This is a genomic window from Algoriphagus aurantiacus (genome assembly GCF_035156405.1).
GTDB classification, from domain to species: Bacteria; Bacteroidota; Bacteroidia; order Cytophagales; family Cyclobacteriaceae; genus Algoriphagus; species Algoriphagus aurantiacus.
Window position 1 is genome coordinate 191,244 of the sequence record NZ_JAXRUT010000005.1, and the last position, 23,318, is coordinate 214,561.

At 40.3% G+C, this 23,318-nt stretch carries 17 protein-coding genes; 8 read left to right on the forward strand and 9 right to left on the reverse strand.

Annotated elements, in window-relative coordinates; translation table 11 throughout:
• Window positions 1-18: 18 nt before the first annotated feature.
• Together SYJ56_RS07380 and SYJ56_RS07385 are read left to right on the forward strand one after the other, a co-directional pair.
• Window positions 19-1,281 (forward strand): hypothetical protein, encoded by a 1,263-nt coding sequence (locus SYJ56_RS07380; protein WP_323833024.1) that lies wholly within the window; start codon window positions 19-21, stop codon window positions 1,279-1,281.
• 9 nt (window positions 1,282-1,290) lie between these two features.
• Window positions 1,291-2,745, forward strand: a complete 1,455-nt coding sequence (locus SYJ56_RS07385) for a Dyp-type peroxidase (protein ID WP_323833026.1) — start codon at window positions 1,291-1,293, stop codon at window positions 2,743-2,745.
• Window positions 2,746-2,759: 14 nt separating this feature from the next.
• On the opposite strand, the gene SYJ56_RS07390 is transcribed toward SYJ56_RS07385, so the two are convergent.
• Window positions 2,760-4,325 carry an SRPBCC family protein gene (locus tag SYJ56_RS07390; RefSeq protein ID WP_323833028.1) on the reverse strand — a complete coding sequence of 522 codons (1,566 nt, stop codon included), beginning with the start codon at window positions 4,323-4,325 and terminating at the stop codon, window positions 2,760-2,762.
• Between the two features lie 394 nt (window positions 4,326-4,719).
• Between SYJ56_RS07390 and SYJ56_RS07395 the strand changes: the two genes are divergently transcribed.
• Complete coding sequence (locus SYJ56_RS07395) at window positions 4,720-9,849, forward strand: adenylate/guanylate cyclase domain-containing protein (RefSeq protein WP_323833030.1); 5,130 nt, start codon at window positions 4,720-4,722, stop codon at window positions 9,847-9,849.
• A 98-nt stretch (window positions 9,850-9,947) separates the two neighbouring features.
• On the opposite strand, the gene SYJ56_RS07400 is transcribed toward SYJ56_RS07395, so the two are convergent.
• From SYJ56_RS07400 to SYJ56_RS07410, 3 genes are all read right to left on the reverse strand, one after another.
• Window positions 9,948-11,021, reverse strand: a complete 1,074-nt coding sequence (locus SYJ56_RS07400) for a serine hydrolase domain-containing protein (protein WP_323833032.1) — start codon at window positions 11,019-11,021, stop codon at window positions 9,948-9,950.
• A gap of 228 nt (window positions 11,022-11,249) precedes the next feature.
• On the reverse strand, window positions 11,250-12,584 hold the full coding sequence (locus SYJ56_RS07405) for a DUF2254 domain-containing protein (protein ID WP_323833033.1): 1,335 nt from the start codon (window positions 12,582-12,584) through the stop codon (window positions 11,250-11,252).
• 273 nt (window positions 12,585-12,857) lie between these two features.
• A complete protein-coding gene (locus SYJ56_RS07410; protein ID WP_323833035.1) occupies window positions 12,858-12,986 on the reverse strand; it encodes a hypothetical protein in 129 nt (42 codons plus the stop codon).
• 38 nt (window positions 12,987-13,024) lie between these two features.
• On the opposite strand from SYJ56_RS07410, the gene SYJ56_RS07415 reads away from it, so the two are divergent.
• A complete protein-coding gene (locus tag SYJ56_RS07415) occupies window positions 13,025-14,107 on the forward strand; it encodes a family 10 glycosylhydrolase (RefSeq protein ID WP_323833037.1) in 1,083 nt (360 codons plus the stop codon).
• A gap of 56 nt (window positions 14,108-14,163) precedes the next feature.
• Here the strand turns inward: SYJ56_RS07415 and SYJ56_RS07420 are convergent, their stop codons facing one another.
• The gene (locus SYJ56_RS07420) at window positions 14,164-15,057 is read right to left on the reverse strand and encodes an NAD-dependent epimerase/dehydratase family protein (protein WP_323833039.1); all 894 of its coding nucleotides are present in this window, start codon (window positions 15,055-15,057) and stop codon (window positions 14,164-14,166) included.
• A gap of 207 nt (window positions 15,058-15,264) precedes the next feature.
• Window positions 15,265-15,747, reverse strand: a complete 483-nt coding sequence (locus tag SYJ56_RS07425; protein ID WP_323833040.1) for a thiol-disulfide oxidoreductase DCC family protein — start codon at window positions 15,745-15,747, stop codon at window positions 15,265-15,267.
• 335 nt (window positions 15,748-16,082) lie between these two features.
• On the opposite strand from SYJ56_RS07425, the gene SYJ56_RS07430 reads away from it, so the two are divergent.
• The 4 genes from SYJ56_RS07430 to SYJ56_RS07445 all read left to right on the forward strand — a co-directional run bounded on the left by SYJ56_RS07430 (window position 16,083) and on the right by SYJ56_RS07445 (window position 19,770).
• A complete protein-coding gene (locus SYJ56_RS07430) occupies window positions 16,083-16,544 on the forward strand; it encodes a COG2426 family protein (protein ID WP_323833042.1) in 462 nt (153 codons plus the stop codon).
• Window positions 16,545-17,186: 642 nt separating this feature from the next.
• Window positions 17,187-18,062 carry a carbon-nitrogen hydrolase gene (locus SYJ56_RS07435; RefSeq protein ID WP_323833044.1) on the forward strand — a complete coding sequence of 292 codons (876 nt, stop codon included), beginning with the start codon at window positions 17,187-17,189 and terminating at the stop codon, window positions 18,060-18,062.
• Window positions 18,063-18,069: 7 nt separating this feature from the next.
• Window positions 18,070-19,143: an agmatine deiminase family protein gene (locus tag SYJ56_RS07440; RefSeq protein ID WP_323833045.1), complete on the forward strand. Its 1,074-nt coding sequence runs from the start codon at window positions 18,070-18,072 to the stop codon at window positions 19,141-19,143.
• A gap of 327 nt (window positions 19,144-19,470) precedes the next feature.
• A complete protein-coding gene (locus SYJ56_RS07445; protein WP_323833047.1) occupies window positions 19,471-19,770 on the forward strand; it encodes a GIY-YIG nuclease family protein in 300 nt (99 codons plus the stop codon).
• Window positions 19,771-20,079: 309 nt separating this feature from the next.
• Here SYJ56_RS07445 and SYJ56_RS07450 read toward each other — a convergent pair whose 3' ends face one another.
• Genes SYJ56_RS07450 through SYJ56_RS07460 form a run of 3 tightly spaced genes read right to left on the reverse strand, consistent with a single transcriptional unit; the run spans window position 20,080 to window position 23,134 of the window.
• Window positions 20,080-20,769, reverse strand: coding sequence for an ABC transporter ATP-binding protein (locus SYJ56_RS07450; RefSeq protein ID WP_323833049.1), 690 nt, complete (start codon window positions 20,767-20,769; stop codon window positions 20,080-20,082).
• Window positions 20,766-22,022, reverse strand: coding sequence for an ABC transporter permease (locus SYJ56_RS07455; protein ID WP_323833051.1), 1,257 nt, complete (start codon window positions 22,020-22,022; stop codon window positions 20,766-20,768). The genes SYJ56_RS07450 and SYJ56_RS07455 overlap by 4 nt, the downstream gene beginning before the upstream one ends.
• Window positions 22,019-23,134, reverse strand: coding sequence for an efflux RND transporter periplasmic adaptor subunit (locus SYJ56_RS07460; RefSeq protein ID WP_323833053.1), 1,116 nt, complete (start codon window positions 23,132-23,134; stop codon window positions 22,019-22,021). The genes SYJ56_RS07455 and SYJ56_RS07460 overlap by 4 nt, the downstream gene beginning before the upstream one ends.
• Window positions 23,135-23,318 lie beyond the last annotated feature (184 nt).

Here is a 23,318-nt window from a genome sequence, read left to right on the forward strand (position 1 = left end):
TAGGTTAAAATAATCTATATGAAGCAAAACTCAATTACTATTCTGGTTCCTGTCATTCCAGATAAGGTTCAAGATTTATTAGATCAATTGTTAGACATTAAAATCAATTCCCAAAAAGGAATCTCTTTGAATTTTGATGCCCTCACCATTATACATTATGCTCGGTGGGTGGTGATCGATCATGGGAAGTCATGGATAAACGATAGCCAAAAAAGGAATCCAAAATTACTTTTTGTGGTGGATTACGATGGGAAAGAAGCAGCTATGCTCCATAAGTTGTGCGAAAACTCAAGTACTATTTTGGACCTGATTTATGTTTTTTGTAAAGATTATCCACCCCTGAATACCATCACCACAGAGAATAGAGTGTCTTTTTTTGTAAGCCATGTTATTAAAGATGCGGCTGTTTACATTGGGGCTCCGGGTAGAACGGTCGTGCAAATTCGGGAAGAAAAAAAGCTGCGGAATTATATACGGGAGTTTGTGAGTTCCATGTCATGGGAAGAAATGCCTGCTCAAGCTATTCATACGAAAATTAGAGAACAGGTGCTATCTGAACCTGAATTTGACTTTTTAAAAGAAGAAGACGTTTCGATGCCACAAATCAATTACATCGGGATGATTTTTTTAGTGATCGTCCTACTTGCTTTACTTCCTGTATTACTTATCTGGGTTTTGATTGTACACTTTTTTTACGAGAGAAAGGATGAGAATTTCACCCGTAAACGAAGTCAGTTAGACAATGAATATTTGGATGAACTGGAAGTTTATGAGGATTGGAAAAGCCAAAATCAATTTACTCAGCTGGTTGATATGAAGGCAGGTAAGGTTCGGTTGATTTCTATCAAATTCATGTTTTTATTATCAAATTTCCTGATCAAATTTATCTTCAATCAGGGGAAATTAATGGGGATCCCAACCATTCATTTTGCTAAATGGGTAATGTTTGAGAAAAATTCTAGAGTCTTATTTTTCTCCAATTTCGACGGTAGCTGGCAGCAATATTTGGGGGATTTTGTAGACAACAGCGGTTGGGGACTTACCGGCATATTTTCAAACACAAAGGTTTTCCCCAAAACAAACTTTTTAATTACTGGTGGTGCATACAAGGAAGAATATTTTCTCGCCTGGAGCCGCAATTCAGAGCTAGTAACTAATTTCTGGTATTCGGCCTATCCAGATCTTTCAATAAAAAATGTTAATAATAACACCAGGATTAGGGTTCAATTGATCAAGACACTTTCGGAGCGTCAGGCGGCCAAATTTCTTAAACTCCTATAGCTTATAGATATGACAATACTAGAACTAGAAAATATCCAAGGTTACCTTATCCGCGGTTATGCTCATATGTTGTATTCGAGGTTTGTTTACCTACAAATTTCAGATGCCAAGGCTTTCAAAAAATGGCTGTCTACGTCTTGGAAGGAGATGACATCCGCTAGACATATTCATGATGAGTCAAAAATCCCACCTACCCACTTGAATATAGCTTTTACACACGATGGATTGAGAGCGCTAGGGCTAAATGAAGAGAATCTTGCTGCATTTTCCAGAGAATTTCGACAGGGGATGGTCTCTGATCACCGTACCAGACTTTTGGGGGATTTTGGCACCAGTCGTCCTGAATTATGGAATTGGGGAGGTCCGCGTACTGATCACATTCATCTTTGTTTGATGATATTTGGAAATGATAAGACGTCAACGGATGATCTGGAAAAAGACAAAATAGTATGTCTTAATTATTACAGAGAGCTTGCGTCACAATTTGGTGCAAATGGGCTGACGGAATTGTTTTTTATCGATGGTCAAACACAACCTGATAACAAAGAACACTTTGGATTCAGGGATGGGATATCCCAGCCTATAATTGAGGGATCTGGAAGAGTAGGAGACAAAGATGATGTCATCAAAGCCGGTGAGTTTTTATTTGGCTACAAAAATGAATTTGGGGTTTATCCTGATACTCCTTTGATTATCAAGGAGCAAGGTGACTTAAACTTACTTCCTTCTGATGCAGAAGGAAGTGGTCAGAAGGATCTAGGGAAAGATGGGACATTTATGGTGATGCGCCAATTGGAGCAGGACGTCAACAAGTTTTGGGACTTTATGAATGAGAATACCCTGAATCCAGACGGTTCAATCAATGAGGCCGAAAGTTTGAAATTGGCGGCAAAAATGATGGGAAGATGGCAGAATGGAGCGCCAATAACACTTTTCCCTGATAGCGATCCCGGACCTAATAGTGACATCAATGATTTCGGGTATTCAAAATTCGATAAAGATGCAGTAAAATGCCCGTTTGGTTCCCACTTGAGAAGAATGAACCCAAGGGATAATGTAGATGATCATGGCATCAAAATTTCTCTAAAGCTTAGTAAACAACACAGAATAATTAGACGTGCTCGGCTTTATGGAGATATATATGAAGGATCTCCCACGATGACAACCCCAAATGGAGAGGTGGGTTTATTGTTTATTTGTTTCAATATAGATATCAGTCGTCAGTTTGAATTTCTCCAATATACCTGGGCTAATCTTCCAAAAAATAAGGAGCTCTATAATGATCCAGATCCTGTAATCGGAGTGAAAGAGACGCCAGATCTCGACGAGGAACAGAATTTCACTTTACAAGATCTACCTGTGAGCAAAACCATCAAGGACTTGCCTAGAGTAATCAAGGTAAAAGGTGGAGCCTATTTCTTCTTTCCCTCGATTAATGTGTTACGTTTTCTTTCCACCATTTAATTTGGGATACAGGATTAATCTTCTAAAAACGCCTTAGCGTTGTTTAAACCATTTTGAAGGTATTTTTTAAGAAATAGGGGGACGAATAGGGAAAGAAAGATTCGTGACAACAGGTTTTTATAGGTGAAGGTATAGACCCATCGAAGTCGTGTCTGATCATCGACAGTGTCAAACCACATGTGTCCGTATGTTTTCTTAGTGAAATGCTTGAAAATATCACTGAAGTCTGTGGTCTGGTAGGAGTAATTGGAATATGGGTGTACCGAGATGAGTTCCTCTACAAGAGTCGCCGAGTCTCCTCTTTCTACTAGTCTATTGTCCCCGACTTTTTCCCAATGGCCTCGCAGTGTACTTACTTTTATTACCCCATAAATAGGTCCGGTTTTCAATAGCCAGCTCGAAAGTTTATCCACACTAGACACGAATTTGTAGGCTGTTTCTTTGTCGCAATTGATTATGACTTCTGCCGTAGTAAAAAGGATGTGTTTTGAAGGAACCTGTTGATCGATTGTGACCTTTGTATTTGAACTACGAATGTCGTTTAGGAAGTCTGGAGAATCTTTTGGTTCAACACTAGGGAGTTTGTTTTTGTCATGACGGAATTTTGACATGTCCTCGTAAACTCTTTTTCGTACTCTATTGAATGCACCTAACGGCCTGTGCACAGGAAGGGAGTGCCAAGGGTTGAAAGAAAGATTGTCTCCAAATTCGATTTGGGCATTCGAATCAAAAACCTGTGCGTATATCGTCAGCGTGGCGACTTTGATGTATTGGGAGCTCCATGCTACGGTAGGGTCTTCTATGGGCATTGCCTCCGCATCAGTTTGAAACTGGACGAAAAAGTCAAACTTAGCTTCATTGTCATGCAAAGTTTGAGCAAGGTTATACCTCAAATAATTGTAATCGGTCGTGTTTTCCACTACGATAGTATTACTGGGTGAAGGGCGAAGATGGTATTTAACAGCACAGTCTGTTGTCCCAAACTGATAAGGCTGGGTACTCCAGTAAGGGATTTCCAGCGGATTCTCACATGCGACCTTGCTTTTGGTTGCGCGCATGATGATAGGCCAGAGAAAGGGATTTAGAATAAAGAGTTTACTTTTTATAAAATTCGAGGAAGTAATTGCCTTCAGAAGTTTACTCAATTCTTTGATGGTCTTTGCGAAGAAAGTTTCGCTGCTCATCAACAGGAAATCCTGCGTTTCAGCGAGGATTTCGTCTTCCAATATTTTTTCGCCCGGTACCCCCAGCAGTTTAATTGCGACACCTCGAATGTCCTTTTTCCTGTCTTTCTGCGGTACTGTATTTCCGTTGGAAAAGCGGACCCAGGCATTGTAATCTTTTGGTTCACCGGCAAATACACCTACTCTCAATTCCTCTGGCAAATCCCTTTCTACAGAAAAAGTAGCTTTTACGCAGCCATGCATTTTGGTATGTACCTGACGCAGCATTTTTTTGTCTTTGTACATTCTGGTGACTTGAGCTTCGAATTCCTGAAGCATGTCATAGGCAATGCGATCTTCGTCATACTGCACATATTCATGTCCTATTTTTTTTGGAGTTTCGGTTGGGTTTGACATGTTGATCAATAAAATGAGGTTAAAAAAAAAAATAAAAATCTAATGGAATGTAATTAAAAATATGCTGAAGCTGATGCAGTTGTAAAATTTATTTTGTGTTTTAAATACTGAAATTTGTATTAAATTTAGTGAAATGGTTCCCCTGAAAATCCATTTTTGTGAATTAATCACCGTATTTGGCAGATAAAACAGTTTTTTTAATGAAATCGAGCATGACGCCACACGGAGGAATGATTATAAGACCTGCGAAATTCCGTATGGCCTTTGTAAGAAAATTATAGTCATATGAAATCGAGCATGACGCAAGCGACACACAGAGGGATGATTATCTACTGCGAGATTCCATCCCGATTTTCGGGACAGGTAATGACCATAAAAAATCAATTATAAACAGATGAAATGGCAAATTTTGTATTCAGTTAATGACTCTGCCACCCAGAATTCAAAAACAGCGGGGAGTAATAGTTTTGCCACAAAAATAATCTCTCTTACAACACTCTCCCAGATAGAAACCCTAAAAGCCACTAATGAAGCATCTCTTTCAGGTGTTTCAATCCCAGGTTTTAGGAAGGTCTTGAATAATGAAAACAATGGTACAGACCTTAGTTTAAAACTTCAGTTTATAAAAGGGGAAAGTTTAAAAGACCATGTTTCAAAGCCTTTAAGCTTAAGCGAGAAAGTGAAAATTTGTGTAGCCATCACAAAAAAGCTAGTAGAAGTTCACCGAAAGGAATTTGTTCACCTAAATCTCAACCCTGAACACATCTTAATTGAGGATGATACAAATGAGGTGTTTTTCATTAGTCTAGGATTAGCTACCCAAATCAAAAGAAAAATAGGAATTGAAAGAAGGTTGGTTTTTTTTGAAGCGGATTATGATTTTATCGCTCCTGAGCAAACAGGTAGAATCAGTACTGATATCGGCTTTTACTCGGATATTTATGCTTTGGGGATAATTTTTTATTGGATTTTCACAAAGCATTTACCATTTGAATCTAAGGAAGGGGCTTCAAAAATTCATGCTCATATTGCTTTGACTCCCAAGCATCCCTCAGAGATGGCCGAGATACCACAGGTTCTTTCGGAAATGATCATGAAAATGATTGAGAAGGATGTCCAATACAGGTATCATTCCGCTCAGGGAGTTTTGTATGATTTGGAAATGATTCTATATGCCATTCAAAAGGATCTAGATATTGAGGGGTTTTTACTTGGTACACAGGATTTATCGGGCGTATTGATGTTTTCAGATCAACTTTATGCCAGAGATAAACAAATCAAACAGCTAAGAGACGCTTTCGCCAAAGTATCCAATAATGGTAAAAACCTAGTTTATGTTTACGGCAACTCAGGGGTTGGTAAATCGGCCTTGGTGGAGCGCTTATATCGACCGGTAGTTCAGGCAGGAGGCTTTTTTATTTCCGGTAAGTTTGATCAACTCCGGGCTGATGTTCCTTACTCGGCTTTTTCTCAAGCCTTGGGGAAGTTGACCAACCAAATTTTGCTTTTGAATGAAGTTGAGCTGAACAAATGGAAATCCAAGCTTCATAGTCTCTTGCAGCCCATTGGTAGGGTGTTATTTGAGGTTATTCCCGGGCTAGAAAAATTGCTGGATAACGAGCCCGATATCCCTACTTTGACGGGCGCCGAAGCCCAGTTAAGATTTAATTATGCCCTCACTAGGTTTTTTCAGGTCTTTGCTGAATTGGGAAAGCCAGTGTTTATTTTTATAGATGATCTCCAGTGGTCTGATGTCTCTTCTCTGGATTTGATGAAAACTATCCTCGTCGATTCCGAACTCAATAATATTTTAATAGTAGGAGCATACCGGGATAACGAAATCACGCCAGGACATTTATTTCTTCAGTTTAAAATGGAATTGGAGGGCCAGGGTATTAGGCCTGAAGAAATATTACTGGAGAACTTAAAGGAAGAGGATATCCGACGTTTAGTTATCAATACGCTAGGAAAATCTGATAGGCCCTTAGATGAATTAGCATCTATTGTTTACAAAAAGTCAGTTGGAAATGCGCTGTTTGCCAATCAATTTTTAAAGGCAATTTACAAGAATGAGATGTTGTTTTTTGATAGCGATGAAGGCTCATGGAAATGGAAACTAGATAAGTTGATCAGTTATAATGTAGAGGGGGATATCGTCAATTTGTTCCTTGAAACTATCAATGAACTTCCTCCAGACACCATTTCGATTCTGAAACTAGCATCCTGTATTGGAAACAAATTCTTCTTGCAAGATTTGGTGAGTATCTCAGAACAAGAAAATGAGAAAGTAGCCCAAGACTTCAACCTTGCGTTGGATTTAGATCTGGTCATAGAAAGTTTAGATGGTAGTTTTTATTTCGTTCATGACAGAGTTCAGCAAGCAATCTATTCATTGATTGACGAAAAAGGGAAAAAGGAAAATCATCTTAAAATCGGTAGGACTCTTCTGAAAAACACCAAGGAAAAGGGTCCAAGAGAGGGTATTTTTGAAATTGTGAATCAGTTCAATTTTGGCAAGGAATTAATTTCAGATCCTGCAGAAATAAAAACGCTTTGTGAGCTCAACAGCATTGCAGGGCAGAGAGCTCAAAATTCAACAGCCTATGTTCTGGCAAAGCAGTATTTCGAAAACGCGCTTCTACTCCTCACTGCTGACTCTTGGGAAATGGATCGAGATTTTACCTATGATCTCTACCTAAAGTCTGCCATAGCCGCCTATCAATGTAACAATCAAGAAATGTTTGGAAAGTATACCGCATTACTTGATACTAATGCCAAAAGCACGTTGGATAAGTTGAAGTTAGCCGATCTAAAAATCCAAAATGCAAATGTTGAAAATGACCAAAAGAGAGTAATTGAAATAGGACTGGAGATACTTCGGTCTATTGACATAGATTTAAAGCCCCATCCTAGCCAGCTGAACGTGCTGTTTGGGTTTTTCAGGACAAACTTAAGATTGGCTGCCTTTTCCGAGGACAAGATTCTGCATCTCCCTGAGATCAAGGACGAGAAGTTGCTGATAGCCATGTCTATCATGCATCATATGGCATTGGCGGCATATCTCACTGAACCCAATTTGCTTCCATTGATCATGTTTGAATTGATCCGGCTTACACTGAAATTTGGATTAGGTCCTAAGACCCCAATGGCATTTGTGGTTTTTGGCTATATCAATATTGCTTTTATGGGCAATATGACAAAAGGGCTTAGGATGGGGCAATTGGGTAATAGCGTTTTTGAAATTATCCAAGATGAAGACGAGTTTGTCTCCTTTAAGCAAGTGTATGTGATGTTTATTTCGCATTGGCTAAAACACCTGGCGGAAAGCATCCCAGAACTGGAAGAGGCATTGAAAAAAGGGCTTGAAACTGGGGATTTTGAATTCACTTCCATCATTGGGCAGCTGATTATTTATTGGAATTTTTATGGTGGGGAGCCTATTCCTAAGATTTTACTTCGAGGAGAATTGCTCAGCAAACAAATCACTCCTCTAAATCAAATCATGCAAATCAAGCGAATTGATTTGTTTCGACAGTCCGCTTTAAGTCTAGTGGAGGGAGTAAAAGATTTTGAAGTGTTGAGTGGGGAGATTTTTGACGAGCAAAAGATAGACTTTCCAGATGAACCAGCTTTTAGCTTGTACTATCATAATCTTTACTCGCAAAAGAAGGTTTTGAGCCTTATTTTCAATCAAAATGAAACAGCTTGGAAGTTCTGCTGCATGGAGAAATTACATCTAATTCCTGTAAAGGGATCCATCACTGAGATGCTGTTTTTTTATTACGAAAACCTCTGTATTACCCCGATTTTTCATTCAAGATCTACTTCCGAACAAAAGTCACTTTTGAAAATATGCAGAAAGAATATTAAGCTGATCGGGGGACTAGTGAAGCATTCTGAAGTGAATTTCCAACATCGCCATGAGTTTATGAAAGCAGAGTACGAAGCCCTTAAGGGTAATTTTGACAAAGCAGTTAAGTCATTTAACTACGCAATAAGGTATGCTAGAATACATAAATACATTCAGGATGAGGCTTTGATGTGGGAGAGAGGAGGAATATATTTTAATTCCCAGCAACAACCCGAGGCTGCCCAATTCTATCTATCGAATGCCTACAAATCCTATGAAAAATGGGGGACAAAGGCCAAACTTGTTCAAATGAAAGAGACATATGCTGGATTTATTTCAGCAGAGGAAATTGGAATGAATGCCAATATTCTCGACTTAGATACTATCCTAAAGACCATTAAGCTGATTTCCGGTGAAATGAAGTTGGAGACTATTCTCACTGGCCTGATGCAGTTGGTGAGTGAGAATGCCGGAGCAGATCGGGCATTTCTTATCACAATCGAAAAAGACAGTAAGCTGATCAAAGCTTCAATTGATAACTCCACCAATGAAATCCAGGTACTACAAAACATTCCTTACGATGAGTTTGAAGAAATCAGCCATTCAGTAATCAATTATGTGCTCAGGTCAGGGGAGACGCTGGTGTTGGAAGATGCTACTAAGACATTGCCGTATTCAGATGAGGGTTATATCAGTGAAAATAAAATCAAATCCATTCTGTGTATTCCTCAGAAGCATTCTGGAGTAGGTTTTTCATTGCTATATCTGGAAAACAGATTGCTTTCCGGGGCTTTTACGAAGGAGCGCATTGAGATCCTGCAAGTGATGGCTACTCAGACTGCCATTTCACTTCAAAATGCGATGCTTTTGGAGAGCACAAATCAGCTCAATGAGAAATTGATTCAGGAAGTAGAAGTGAGAAAAGAGGTGGAGGAAAATTTAAGACTGAACGAAAAGAGGCTTGAGGAGTACAATGCAAATCTTGAGTCAAAGGTGAAAGAAAGAACATTGGATCTTCAGATTGAAAAAGAGAAATCTGATGAGCTCTTGCTGAATATTCTGCCATTTGACATTGCCAGAGAATTGAAGGAGAAAGGGGCTGCGGAGTCCAAAAAGTATGAAAGTGTAACCGTGCTATTCACTGATTTTAAGGGTTTTTCGATTATCGCAGAGCAGATGAACGCGGTTGAGCTCGTATCTGAAATTGATTTTTGTTTCAAAGAATTTGATCGGATTATCCAAAAGCATGGAATCGAAAAAATTAAAACTATAGGAGATTCTTACATGGCAGCGGGAGGAATTCCGGTAGAAAACAAAACACATCCTCTTGATGTCATCAACGCAGCATTTGAAATACGGGATTTCATCGAAAATCATAAAGAAAAAAACAGACTTGAGAGCAAACCGATTTTCGAACTTAGGATTGGAATCCATACCGGAAATATTGTAGCCGGAATCGTGGGGCTGAATAAGTTTGCGTATGATATATGGGGAGACACGGTGAATCTCGCCTCAAGAATGGAAAGTAGCAGTGAAGCAGGGAAAATCAATATCTCCGGCGCCACTTACGAACTTGTTAAAGATCATTTTTCGTGTACTCACAGAGGAAAAGTACTCGCCAAAAACAAAGGAGAAGTGGATATGTATTTTGTAGAGAGGTTGAAAGTGAAATAGTGGTCGATCAATCAATACATTTATTTTCCTGCTAATAAATTAAGAAGTAATTCAAAAACATTCCAGAAGATCCGGAATGGGAAAAGTCAATAAGGTTTCTAATTGATAACCGCATTAATCTTCTCCCACAGGGCCTCATCAAATCCGGACAAGGCAAAATTTGGATTTGCTGGGTCTGAGGCTTTTCCCATTCGGATGATGACAAGTTTTTTGCTCGGTACCACATAGATTCGCTGATCTTCTGCACCCATTGCAGCATACATGTCAGCTGGTGCAGAAGCTATCAAAGGTCCCGGATAGACAGTTTGTCCGCCGGGTAGCATAAACTGGTTTTTGCCGTTGAGCCACCACAGGTAACCATAAGAAGGATTGAGGTTTTGGGATGTATTGATACATTGGGTGAAAAATGTTTCCTCAATCACCTGTTCCTCCATCCACATTCCCTTATTCAAGGCAAGAAGCCCAAACTTAGCCATGCTTCGGGTACTGCTATGGTAAATTTTAAAGATGAGTCCATTGCTCCAAAATCCGTCCATCCCGATCTTATTCTTCAATCTAGAACCGAAAAAAGGCTCAAAACCTTCTCCGCTTGCCTCTCCAACCACGTCCATGAGCTTTTGAAATACATTGTGATAGGACCATCTGCTGCCGGCATCAGCCAGGTAAGTTAAATTGGACTTGATCACCAGCTGTTTGGAATCATCGATCCCCGAAGTCATGCTCAGTAGGTGCTTTGAGTTAATCAGATTTTCTTTGTCAATGGGTTCGCTCGTCCATCCATCACCCAAATACTCGGAAACCTTGGTGTTAATGTCAATCAGACCTTCCTGCTGGGCTATCCCGATTGTGCTGGCAACAAGGGTTTTTCCAGCACTGTTCCATTGCCAAGTAGCACTTGCGGAATGTCCGTCAAAGTATTCTTCCAGTGCGATTCTTCCATTGACTAGAATCAGGAAGGATTTGGTATTTTTTGACTCCAAAAAATCCAGTAGAGCAGGCACCTGACTTTCATTCCAACCCAAACTTGAGATCGGAATTGTTTCCCAAATTGAACCACCGGAGGGCGGGAAATACATGGATTCATCGAGTGGAGGCGGATTTTCATTCTCCTTAGGATTGCATGAGACGCCACCGTAAAAGAACAAAACCAAAAGCAGGAGAGGAATTCTCATGAGTTGAAATTTTAGGTTAAGACTCGATTCTAATCGGAAGGTTTAAAAAACTAAGAGAATGAATTTTTTTAGATTTTAAAGGCTTTTGCTGAATAATACAAAAGGTCTTAAGAGGAAGTTAGCTGGAACTTGAGGTAGATAATTGGCTAAATAATCGAGCTTTAAATCCATAAGAATGGTGTAATATGTTTTGTCAGAAAATCTTAGAATTTAAGCCTATTGCGTACTCTATTTCAAATCTATATGGAGCTGTAAGGTGCTTAAAATCTTCTCTGCTCTTGACCTCAGATCTTCCAAGTCATTTTTTTCTTGAATAGTTTGTTTTCCTTTTCTAAAAACCATCTTGGCATGTCGAACTAGGGCCTTTTTATGTGAATCTTCTTTTGCGAAGCCGTTAATTAAAATCAATGCCTCCATCAACCTGATAATTACGGAAGGACTTCCTCCGGAATACTGGCGGATTTGGTTGAAAGATGCATCTAAAACACCCTCAAAGTCCATTGTATCTGCAATGATTCGAAGATTTCCATCTGAATCATAACGATATTTTGATGGGAATTTTGCATGAACCAAATAGGAAAGTGTCGCTGTCAAGTTATCGATACAAGCAATGGCAGTAAATGGATCATTGATACCTGGAGAGATCGCTCGCGAGGCTATTTCTACCATTTGGTGGATGGAAAATTCCAAATCTTGCTGCGCAGTTTTGGTTTCACCTATTACAAAATGGCTTAGGATCTTATCTATTTCTTTCTCTTCTACAATCCTATTTGAGAAAATCAATCCAATATCCATTCCCTTAATCAAGAAGGCGCCGGGTCTATAATTCAGTTCAAACAATACATCGTGAGTGGCAACGGCTTTCATTAAAGATTCTCCGTCGATATACTGAAGATAGCCGTTTTTAGGTGATTTGACGGAGATTTGATTTTGGTAACTTGATAGTATCTTTTTGGAATCTACTTTTCCGTCTGTTTCTTTTTCATCACCTATCCGGTCAGGAAACAGGTTTTCAACTTGATTAGAGATGAAATTTGAAATATCCGAAACCACCTTGTCTGCCTGAATGCTGGTTGCAATCTGGTGAATAAATGTGATCAGGAGAATGATATTGACAATGGCTGCGAAAATTGCAATTAGTATAGAAATCGAAGGGATAAACGTGTAATCGTCATTGCCCTTGATGGCGATCAAAACAATCAGACAATAGAGATAAGTAGAGATATACGAGCCCAACACCACCTGATTGAGCCGAACGTACATGAATTTTTTGATGAGCCGGGGCCCGAACTGCGAGGAGGCAAGAGTCAATGCAACCAATGTAACGGAGAATACTGTTCCTGCCACGCCGATCATCGCACCTGAAATGGTGGAGAGGATAGTTCGGGCAGAATCCGAACTGTTGACCACAAAAAAACGAAACCAACCATCCTGCGAAATACTGACAGTGTTATCTAAATAGACTGATCCCACAGCAAGGAGAATGGAAGAAATCAGGATGGATACCGGCAAAAACCAAAATGTCGTTAATAATTCTTTCCAGAAAAAGATGAGTTTCTTCATGCTGACAAGATAAGGGTATTGCAAGGGTAATTTTGAATTGCTTTATGAAAACTCAATTCGAAGAGTGTCTCATTACGAATCAATTGTGAAAATTTCCTACGTGAATTAAAAGATTTGAATATAATTCATATCTAAAGCCCGTAACATTTGTCCCAGTTTCATGTATTTATAATTTTCTATCAAAAGTCATAACCTGTCCCGTGACGAAGGAAACGGGATAGCCTGTCCCGTCCCGATAGTTATCGGGCTTGATTCGGGAGAATCTCTCACACGTCAGGCAGGGAATCTCGCAAGGCTGATAATCATCCCTCTGTCTGTTGCTTGCTTCATGCTCGATTTCTTATGAATGTCAATAGCTGGATTGGAGCCTTGGGTTTTCAAGACTTTATCTATTACTTCCATATCTTATGATCTGTTTATTCTCAAAATCCCTGCAAACTATGAGAAATGCATTCTTATGTTTTCTGATTTTCACCATTTTTTCTTGCAAATCTTCTCCCTCTCAGGAACCCTCAGGAGAATTTATCAAAGGTGTCTATGGCAATCCAGGAACTTTGCTGAAAGCCGGATATTCCTTTGACTCCTTGGGAATGAATGCCGTTTTTGTGAGGAGTGGATCGCTCAATCGGGAGTTTTATGAGACTTCCAGAAATCAGGGAGTCAAAATTTTTGTCGAGTTCGCCACCCTTAATGGGAAGGATTATTTGACTGATCATCCTGACGCTTGGCCAATTGACGAAAAAGGTGAAAAATCACCTCCCGCGGATTGGTTTATGGGGATTTGTCCAACCCATCCTGGATTCAAAGAATTTCGGTCCGAGGAATTGAAAAAAATCCTTCGAAATTATGACGTAGATGGTGTTTTTCTGGATTACGTACACTGGCATGCTCAGTTTGAGACAACTGAGCCGATTTTGCCTGAGACTTGTTTTTGCGATCGATGTACCGAAGCTTTTGCTACAAGTATCGATACGGTGATTCCGGGTGAAACTATTTCGGATCGGGCATCATGGATTTTGAAAAATGTCGATCCTCAGTGGCGAAAATGGAGAGTGGATGTGCTGAATGGATGGGTAGAGGATATGGGGGAAATCCTGAAATCCCAGCAGCCTTCGGCGAAATTAGGCGTGTTTCATTGTGCCTGGTATCCCACCGATTATGATTCAGTTTTGTACAGAACGATGGGCTTGGATCCTGTAGCCTTGGCCGAGCGAGTAGATGTCTTAGCCCCCATGCTTTTTCATCACATGAAAGGAAGACCAACCAGCTGGGTAGGGGAGTATGTGGCTTGGCTGGGGCAGACACTGGAGGTAGAAAAAAAGGGAAGACCGCAAATCTGGCCAATTGTCCAATCTCATAATAATCCGGGAATAGTCAGCCCTGAGGAGTTTCATGAGGTGATGATCCAAGGCTCAAAGTTCCCTGCTACAGGAATCATGATGTTTTCAGAGCAATCACTACTCGACGATCCGGATAAAATCCGTGTTATGAAGGAGCTTTATTCGAAGGATAGGCCCGAATGAGATTGATTTTACTATTCAATTCCTCCTGCAATGGAGATAAGGTGGGAATTAAGTTTTCACTCCCATTTCACATGCTTACGCCAGTTATGCTGCTCCTTGAAGCCTAGGACTTCACGGATTTTTTTATTTGAAAACAATGCCTCATGTCCCTCCAATTCACGGGTGATTGGCACACCTGGGAAAAATCGCTCAGCCAAGCCTTTGCTTGGGATAATCGCACCGTTGTGATCGTTTCCGGCATTGAAAACCTGATAACCAAGGCCATCTTTTTTCAAACATAAATCCACAATCTGGCCCAAGTCATACGCATCAATGTAACAGAATGCATTCCTACGACGCACCTCTGGGTTTTTGAAATAATGAGGAAACAGTTCCGTGTATTCATGCGGCTCAATCACATTTCCGATACGAAGGGCATAAATATCAACCCCTGAGCGTCGTTGGAAGCTGCGTGCAGTTTTCTCATTTACCACTTTCGACAATCCGTAGCTATCCATGGGGTCCACATCATAGTCCTCCTCCAGAGGCAGCGATTTTGGGTCGGTTTGCCCATCTGAAAAGCAGATGCCATAAGTGGTTTCTGAAGAAGCAATAATAATCTTCTTAATTCCCAGCTTTACAGCCGCCTCTATCACATTGTAGGTACCGATGGTATTGACCCGAAAAGTTTCATTGTCAGGATTGATTAAGATTCTGGGCACGGCTGCGAAGTGTACCACCGCATCAAATTTCGGGATGCCATTACCTGGCTCCAATTCATCTAAACCTGCATAGGAACTCATGGCATTGAACATTTGTCCGGAATCCGTAATATCAGCTATCAGATTATCCACCCCTGGGTTATCCAAAGGCTTGAGGTCAACATTCATCACTCGATGTCCTTGGTCGAGTAGGTAGTGTATTACGTGTTTTCCTGCTTTTCCCGATCCCCCTGTAAAAAATATCCTCATTTTAGGTATGTGTTTTTATGGTTTATTATTGGTTTTCAACTGCCCCTCTGCGTCTTTTGATATTTCTTCTCAAGTCCACATTGGCGAACACTAATTTAGGAATAAATGATTAGGATGTTTTTTGAAAGTGAATGGGTAATGGATTCCTTAGTATCGGTGGAATGATTTGTTTGTGGCTGTAAGCTCAATGGGTATAAGGTTTATTAATCAAAAAAGGAAATAAGCTAAATATCCCAGAATCACTAAAACTCCCAGCAACCACAACATCCAATAAGGTTTTTGATTTGATGGATTTTTACCCCAAAAAGCCAAAGTGAGCTTCATCATCAAAGGGCGGTTCTTCGCAATCCAGTTGTAGCCGTGATCACTTATTGACTGAAAGAACCCCGGCTTTTGATACCAGCGATGCCAGTTTTTTTTTGGTTTTCTGAAATACCAAAAGGTTCGATAAGCAGAATCCGGTCCACTAAAAACAGCCCCATCTGTCTCGATCAATCTAGATGCTTTTTGGAATTCTTTAATTGGGATATCAGGGAATTCAGAAACAACTTCCTGATAAGTCTTGTAAATCAAACCTACTGTTTTGCTCTTCCATATGATAATCCAATACTTGCAAAATCCACATTCCCCATCCCAGATAAATATGGGCTGTTTCGGAGGATAGGAAGTTTTTTGGATTTTGGTGAACATAAGAGGATATATAAAGTAAAAAGATTGAGTCTGACATACCTAGACGGATTTCGGCCGTTAATGATTTGGGCAAGACTAATTTATATGTATATCCGCTTTTCTACCAGTAAAGCGATAAAAGCATTATAGGATTCGGAAAAACACTAGGTCAAGGCCACTTCGGTCATCTGTCATCGGCCTACCTCGCTGTGGCGGGTCTTCCAGCCAGTAAAACAAAGAAAATATGGCTACTGGCATCATTAGGGATAATCATATTAGTTTAAATAATTCATCATAGATTTTTCATTATTTACACTCCGAAACTGATTACTTTTGCTGTATTCAATTACTAATGAATGTTATTAGATTTAATTACCGCAGTGCTTTGGAGCATTTCCCCTTTTGGGGAGGCTAAAGTTGGAATTCCCTACGCCTTACTAAAGGGTGTGAATATTTATTGGGCTTTTATTTGTAGCTTTTTGGCTAATTTGTTGGTCTTTCCAATAATGAATTTCTTTTTTGATGTACTCAATCGGTACTTTTTGAAGTGGTATTATTACAAGAAGGCTGCGATTTTTGTAGGTCGCCGTGCAAAGGCGGGAGCAGGAAAAAACGTTAAGAAATATGGTTTTTGGGGCCTAATGGTTTTCGTGGCAATGCCTATTCCGGGAACTGGGGTTTATGCTGGAACTATTGCTGGATATCTTTTTGGATTAGAGCGGAAAAAGGCATTTTTTGCGAATGCTATCGGCATTTTCATTTCATGCGCAATTGTTTGGGGTGTTACTTTGACGGCAATGCAAGGATTTAACAATTGAAGCGCTGGAAACAAGTTATTAGCAAGATCCGCCACTACTGATCTTGATCAAATCCAATTCAGCTAATTCCTTACTTTTGATAGTAAATCCAATCTACCTGAGCTACGACTTCGCCAGACTTTGAGTTGACATTCGATTAAAGGACTCAAATAGTGTCTTGTCCTGAAAATAGGAATAGGAAGGTGCTTTTGCGGCTATACCAATTTGACATTTCATTCATTTGGTTGCCCTTTTCCTGAAAAGTAGAAGTACAAAACAATTATAAGGGATGTAATAGCTAAAAATATTGGTTTGGTGTAGAGGTTTTCTGATCTAATTATAAGAAGGTAAAACAGGCCTAATGCGATTAGCACTATCCTATAAATTTTCAAAGCTTTTTCACTCATGTTAATTCCCCACAGCTATGGGTTTATGCCAATTTTGTGAATATCGGAATTACCCTGAGGCTTTGCAAATATTCCTCTATATCTGATAGGTGAATCTCCCACACGTTGGATTTCGAAAACTTGAATCATTTCCACTAACCTTCCGTTACTCTGATCCCTCCTTTTAAAATATCCCAATGTGAATTTAAAAATCTTCATTTGGGATTAGCGACGGGCGAAAGTATCTTTGTAACCAATTCATTAAAACCGATCTATTTTGGCAAATAAAACTGTAAAAGTTGGCTTAGTCCAGTTGAGTTGCTCTCCGGATGTGACCGAAAATATGACAAAAACCATCGCCGGTGTGAGGGAAGCTGCGGCCAAAGGCGCACAGGTAGTAGTTCTTCAGGAGCTTTTTCGTTCCCTCTATTTTTGTGATGTAGAAGACTATGAAAACTTCAAACTTGCTGAAGCGATTCCTGGTCCGTCTACTGATACACTTGGCGACTTGGCTAAAGAACTGGGTGTAGTGATCGTCGCTTCTCTTTTTGAGAAAAGAGCAGAGGGATTGTATCATAACACCACAGCAGTTTTGGATGCAGATGGAGCTTATTTAGGCAAATACAGAAAAATGCATATTCCTGATGATCCGGGATATTTCGAGAAGTTTTACTTTACTCCCGGAGATCTGGGCTATAAAGTTTTCCAAACCAAATTCGGAAAAATCGGCGTGCTCATCTGTTGGGATCAGTGGTATCCGGAAGCAGCAAGAATTACTGCACTGAAAGGGGCTGATTTCCTTGTGTATCCTACGGCTATAGGCTGGCACAAGGATCAAGCTCCTGATGTCAATGACGAGCAATACGGTGCTTGGCAAACCATTCAGCGTTCTCACGCCGTTGCAAATGGAATTCCTGTGGTATCTGTCAACCGTTGTGGTCACGAAGGTGATATGAAATTCTGGGGAGGTTCTTTTGTAGCCAATCCTTTTGGCAGAGTAATCTTCAAAGCAAGCCATGACGAAGAGCAAATCCATGTGGAAGAACTTGATTTTGCCAAATCTGATCAGTATCGCACGCACTGGCCTTTCTTGAGAGATCGTAGAATTGACTCTTACCAACCCATTACCAAACGATTCCTAGACGAAGAATAGCGCCATCATGACAGACATCTTTGCATTAGCCAAATCGGGAGAAAAAACTCCTGCTGAGTTGGGATACTATTTTCCTGCGGAATTTGCGCCACATACAGCCACTTGGTTGAGCTGGCCGCATAAGGAAGGTTCTTGGCCGGGGAAACTCGATACAATCTTTGCGCCTTATTCCGAGTTTATCAAATACGTGGCTCTTGGCGAAATCGTCAATATCAATGTTACAGATGAAGCAATGAAAGCTTTTGCTTTGGCACATTTAGAAAAAGCCGGGGTAAACATGGCGAATATCCGTTTTCATTTCTTTCCGACTAATGATGCATGGTGTAGAGACCATGGTCCTGCATTTCTGATCAATCCTGAAGCAGATGTGAAGAAGGTTTTGGTGAAATGGAATTACAACGCATGGGGAGAAAAATATCCTCCCCACGATTTAGATAATCAAATTCCTATCAAGATTGCTGAGGAGCTGGTAATTCCATGTTTCAAACCAGGGATTGTCATGGAAGGTGGCGCAGTGGAATTCAATGGAAAAGGAACGTTGCTGACCTCTGAAGCATGTTTACTGAATGAAAATAGAAACCCACACCTGAAGCAGGATAAAATCGAACGCTACCTGCAGGATTATTATGGGGTAAATCACATTCTTTGGGTAGGAGATGGGATTGTCGGAGACGATACTGATGGGCACATCGATGACATCACGCGCTTTGTCAATGAAGACACAGTGGTGACCGCGGTGGAAGAAAATATTGTAGATGAAAATTATCAGCTCCTTCAAGAGAATCTGGAGAGACTGCATAAAATGCGTTTGGAAAATGGTAAGCAATTGAATGTGGTGGAGCTACCCATGCCTGATCCGGTGATCTGGGATGATCAGCGGCTGCCAGCATCCTATGCCAATTTTTACATTTCCAACCATGCAGTGGTAGTTCCTACTTTTAGAGATAAAAAGGATCAGCAAGCATTGGATATTATTTCGGATTGTTTTCCTGATCGAAAAGTGGTAGGAGTTGATTCGACTGATATTATCTGGGGTTTGGGTAGTTTTCATTGTTTGAGTCAGCAGGAGCCAGCTGTGTAGTAAAAAGTCTCCCGCAAAGGCGCAATGGCGCAAAGAAATCTCGTTTTTAAGCACACCATTTTGTGTTACCGTCATTCTTCCTCGCAATGATGTGCTCTACACAGAGATTGCTTCTTCATTCTTCATAGCCGTAATGTTCAAACGGGACTTATAGACTTGCTATCAATAAATACAAAGGTTCCGTCATTGCGAGCGACGTAGGAGCGCGGCAATCTGGATATACTACAAGTTCCTGTTGTTCCGTACTGAGATTACGTCGTCGTTCCTCCTCGCAATGACGATAGCTAATCTGGTTGTAGTACAGCGTAAAGATTACTATATTTTTTGATGCAAAAAGGAGGAGCAGTGTATATCATGACAAATGCCAGACATACTGTATTGTATACTGGTGTGACAAATGATCTAGTTCGAAGAATTTATGAACATAAAAATAGGCTAAAACCAGAATCCTTTACTTCTCAGTACAATTTGACAATGCTGGTTTATTATGAGTCATTTCATTCTATTGAAGAAGCAATTGCAAGAGAAAAGCAAATCAAAGGTGGCAGCAGGAAGAGAAAGGAAGATTTAGTAAATGCGATAAATCCTGACTGGGTTGATTTATGGAGTAAAGTTAGGGAATGGTAAAAGTTAAGTCATTATAACCTTGTCATTGAGATCTTCCACAGACGGAGAAGTAATCGCATTTTATAGTACACCATTTTGAGTCCGTCATTACGAGGCACGAAGCAATCTGGTTATAGTACAAGGTTTGGGGGTTCCGTCATTGCGAGCGACGTAGGAGCGCGGCAATCTGGATATCCTACAAGTTTCTGTTGTTCCGTACTGAGATTGCGTCGTCGTTCCTCCTCGCAATGACGTGCTCAAGACAGAGATTGCTTCGTTCCCGAAAGTTGGGGACAGGCTGTGCCTCCTCGCAATGACGAGAAAAACTGCCTACTGATTAATCACTCTTCCGTCTTCCATTTCAATAATCCTGTCAGTGCCAGCGGCGAATTCAGGGTCATGGGTGACGATTAGCATGGTTTGTCCAAACTCCTGTGCGAGTTCTTTGAACTTGTTGTAGACAATATCCGAGTTTTTCTTATCGAGATTTCCTGTTGGTTCATCACCCATAATCAGCAAGGGGTCATTGATCAAAGCTCTGGCAATTGCCACCCGCTGTTTTTGGCCTCCGGAAAGTTGGTTGGCTTTTTTCAGGGCATGTTCTTCCATCTCAAAGATCTTCAGTTTTTCCATGGCTCTATGCTCCAATTCTTCTCTGGAAAACCTGCCCAATTTTAGACCGGGAATCATAATATTTTCGAGAACTGAAAATTCATTGAGGAGGTAGTGAAACTGGAAAACAAAGCCGATTTTTTCATTTCGAAGCTTTGCCAGGTAATTTGCAGGCTTGCCAGTGATCATTTCCTGATCTATCCAAAGCTCTCCCGCAAATGCGGTATCCATGGTAGATAAAATATATAGGAGTGTAGATTTCCCGCAACCTGACTTCCCAACTACAGAGACAAATTCACCTTTTGGAATATCAAAAGTGATTTCTTTCAACACCTGAGTTTCCTTGGGGCTATAAAAAAACTTATCAATGTTTCGGGCTTCCAAAACAGTGTCATTTTGCTGTTTCATTTTCCTCTGATTATATCTACCGGATCCACGATACTAGCTTTTCTGGCCGGAAAAAACCCTGCCAGATAGGTGGTTACTAAACTAAAAACACCACCGATCAGGTAATACTTAGAGTTGAAATCCACCGGAAATGTTTTTATAGTAGGAAGTGCTTCCGTCTCAAAAGGGATTTGTTCGATTCCCAAGCAGGCAAAATAGCCAAAGAGTAGCCCGATCCCTCCTCCAAAAACTCCAATAGAAACTGCAATTGTAATGAAAATCCGCCTAACATCTGAGCTATTAAAACCGATGGCTTTCAAAATTGCAATGGTGTCTAATTTCTCGTAGATCATCATATTCAGGATATTGTAAATCCCGAAGCCAGAAACCACTAATAAAGTAATCCCTACGGCATAACTTATGAGTGAACGAATGCTAGTTCCGGTTTCAAACTGTGCATTGACAGTCTGTATGTCATCTGCCTCTATTTCAAAAATGTCACGATATTCATCAGCGAAGGCGGGAGCTTGGTTAAAGTCATAGAGTTTTACTTGAATATCCGTCAGGTAAGAATTTGGTTCACCCATTATTTTTTGGACGGTATTGATGGAGGCGAAACTGTTCGAATTATCAAATTCGGCCAATCCAGATTGATAATAACCTACTACTTTGAGCTGTGCTTTATTGCCATTTGCGGTGGTCACCTGGATTACATCTCCAATATCTGCCAACATTCTATCCGCTGCACCTTTTCCTAAAATAATGCTGTTGGTTTGGACTAATGCGGCGGGATTTCCAAAAGTAACATAATCTTGAAAGGCAAATAACTCAGTTTCCTTTTCAGGATCAATTCCGTTTATGACTCCAGTTAGATCAATGCTTCCTACATTGTAGAAGACCTGTGCCGCTATTTTAGCACTTACACCTTTCACCCTAGGATCCTTCTCAAGTGTCTGTAAAATAGGGTCTGAATTATAAATTGACAATCTTGAATTACTAGGTTTTATGGATCGGATAACGTTGATCCCAGAACCAAACTCCGATGAAAGATCAATGGGCTGGTTTGGATTAGGTTTGATTTGATTGTAGAACCTGACATGCGGAGTCCTATTAAGCACTAAGCTGTCCAGCATGGTGTTTAGGCCATTCATAAAGCCAAGCAATGCGATAAACATCGTAATGCTAAACGTCACTCCAACAGCGGCGACTAACGTTTGCTTCACACGTGCAAACATTAAAGCTTTAGCCAGTTCGATTATCAGTGACCATTTCATAGACCTGGCTTAATAATTCTGGTATCTGAAGTTATTCCTTCTATTATTTCGGCAAATTGATAGTTTCGGAGTCCTACTTTTACCGAAAGCGTATCCTCATTTTCATTGATCACCAGAGAATCTGCAATAAGATAAGACCTTGGAATTACCAGCGCTTGCTCCCGAACTTCAGTGATAATATTCGCTTCTAAACTCAGATTTGGATAGAGTTGGGGAGGAGCTGTAGTAAATATGCCTTCAACTTTAAAGCCTTTTGTTTGGGCATCCATGATGGGATAGATTTTTTCAACTACAGCTTCAAAAGCCTGTCCTTTGTAACTATCCATCGACACAGAGATCACTTGCCCTACTTTCACTTTAGAGATATCATATTCATCCACTTGGAGTTCCAGAAGGAAATCATTGGCACTTCCTAAAACTGCCAAAGCCACTTGTGGCGTGACCATTTCTCCTTTTTCTTTCAGCAAGGCATAAACCTTTCCATTGATTTTGCTTTTTAGCACATAGTCACTTTCCAGAACTCGACTAATTGCGAGGTTTTTCGAAGCACTGCTGGAGTTAAATTGGATCTCTCTTTTTAAATCATTGTATCGGATTACAGAAGATTCATAAGCTGTCTTCGAATTTTCCCAGTTCAGGCGTTTTTGCTCAAACTCCACCTCAGTTCCGATTTTTTGATCGTGCAAGTTCTTTTGCCGAACATAAAGGAGAGAATCGTTTTGCATCTTACTTTTCGCTAGATCGATGGTAAGTTGAAGATCTCTCAATTTGGATTGATTGGCCTGAAGATCTGCATAGGCCTTGGATAATTCGGCGTTCTCACGGCTCAATTTTTCCCTTTCGCTGAAGACCGCCAAGAGGGGAGTTCCGATGGAAACAGAGTCTCCTTCTTCTACAAAAATCTCCTGAATCGGCCCACTGGCATTGGTGAAGGCATCGTATTGATCAACTGCCTTGATATTACCAGAAGCATAGACAGATTCAGTAATCGTTTTTATTTCAGGTTGGATGGTATCCTGGGAATCTGATCCACAACTAAAAAAACTTATACTGAGGAGTGCAAAACCAAAAATTGATACAAATTTTGGACACTCAAACATGAGCTTTTCCATAGGTATTCTTTGAGTGAAAGAATGAAAATGACCCTTCAAATTAAGGACAATTATCATATATGACCAGATGTTTTAGGCAAAGGATCAATTTACTTCGTATTTAACCAAAGCTGGGTTTCTGATGACGCAAAATTTACATTCATTCTTCTTAATTCTATTTGATTAAAGCTTTTTACATCTTTGT

Coding starts and splice junctions, on each gene's coding strand:
- SYJ56_RS07380 (WP_323833024.1), top strand. CDS start 19: ATGAAGCAAAACTCAATTACTATTCTGGTTCCTGTCATTCCAGATAAG.
- SYJ56_RS07385 (WP_323833026.1), top strand. CDS start 1,291: ATGACAATACTAGAACTAGAAAATATCCAAGGTTACCTTATCCGCGGT.
- SYJ56_RS07390 (WP_323833028.1), bottom strand. CDS start 4,325: ATGTCAAACCCAACCGAAACTCCAAAAAAAATAGGACATGAATATGTG.
- SYJ56_RS07395 (WP_323833030.1), top strand. CDS start 4,720: ATGAAATGGCAAATTTTGTATTCAGTTAATGACTCTGCCACCCAGAAT.
- SYJ56_RS07400 (WP_323833032.1), bottom strand. CDS start 11,021: ATGAGAATTCCTCTCCTGCTTTTGGTTTTGTTCTTTTACGGTGGCGTC.
- SYJ56_RS07405 (WP_323833033.1), bottom strand. CDS start 12,584: ATGAAGAAACTCATCTTTTTCTGGAAAGAATTATTAACGACATTTTGG.
- SYJ56_RS07410 (WP_323833035.1), bottom strand. CDS start 12,986: ATGGAAGTAATAGATAAAGTCTTGAAAACCCAAGGCTCCAATCCAGCT.
- SYJ56_RS07415 (WP_323833037.1), top strand. CDS start 13,025: ATGAGAAATGCATTCTTATGTTTTCTGATTTTCACCATTTTTTCTTGC.
- SYJ56_RS07420 (WP_323833039.1), bottom strand. CDS start 15,057: ATGAGGATATTTTTTACAGGGGGATCGGGAAAAGCAGGAAAACACGTA.
- SYJ56_RS07425 (WP_323833040.1), bottom strand. CDS start 15,747: ATGTTCACCAAAATCCAAAAAACTTCCTATCCTCCGAAACAGCCCATA.
- SYJ56_RS07430 (WP_323833042.1), top strand. CDS start 16,083: ATGTTATTAGATTTAATTACCGCAGTGCTTTGGAGCATTTCCCCTTTT.
- SYJ56_RS07440 (WP_323833045.1), top strand. CDS start 18,070: ATGACAGACATCTTTGCATTAGCCAAATCGGGAGAAAAAACTCCTGCT.
- SYJ56_RS07445 (WP_323833047.1), top strand. CDS start 19,471: ATGCAAAAAGGAGGAGCAGTGTATATCATGACAAATGCCAGACATACT.
- SYJ56_RS07450 (WP_323833049.1), bottom strand. CDS start 20,769: ATGAAACAGCAAAATGACACTGTTTTGGAAGCCCGAAACATTGATAAG.
- SYJ56_RS07455 (WP_323833051.1), bottom strand. CDS start 22,022: ATGAAATGGTCACTGATAATCGAACTGGCTAAAGCTTTAATGTTTGCA.
- SYJ56_RS07460 (WP_323833053.1), bottom strand. CDS start 23,134: ATGGAAAAGCTCATGTTTGAGTGTCCAAAATTTGTATCAATTTTTGGT.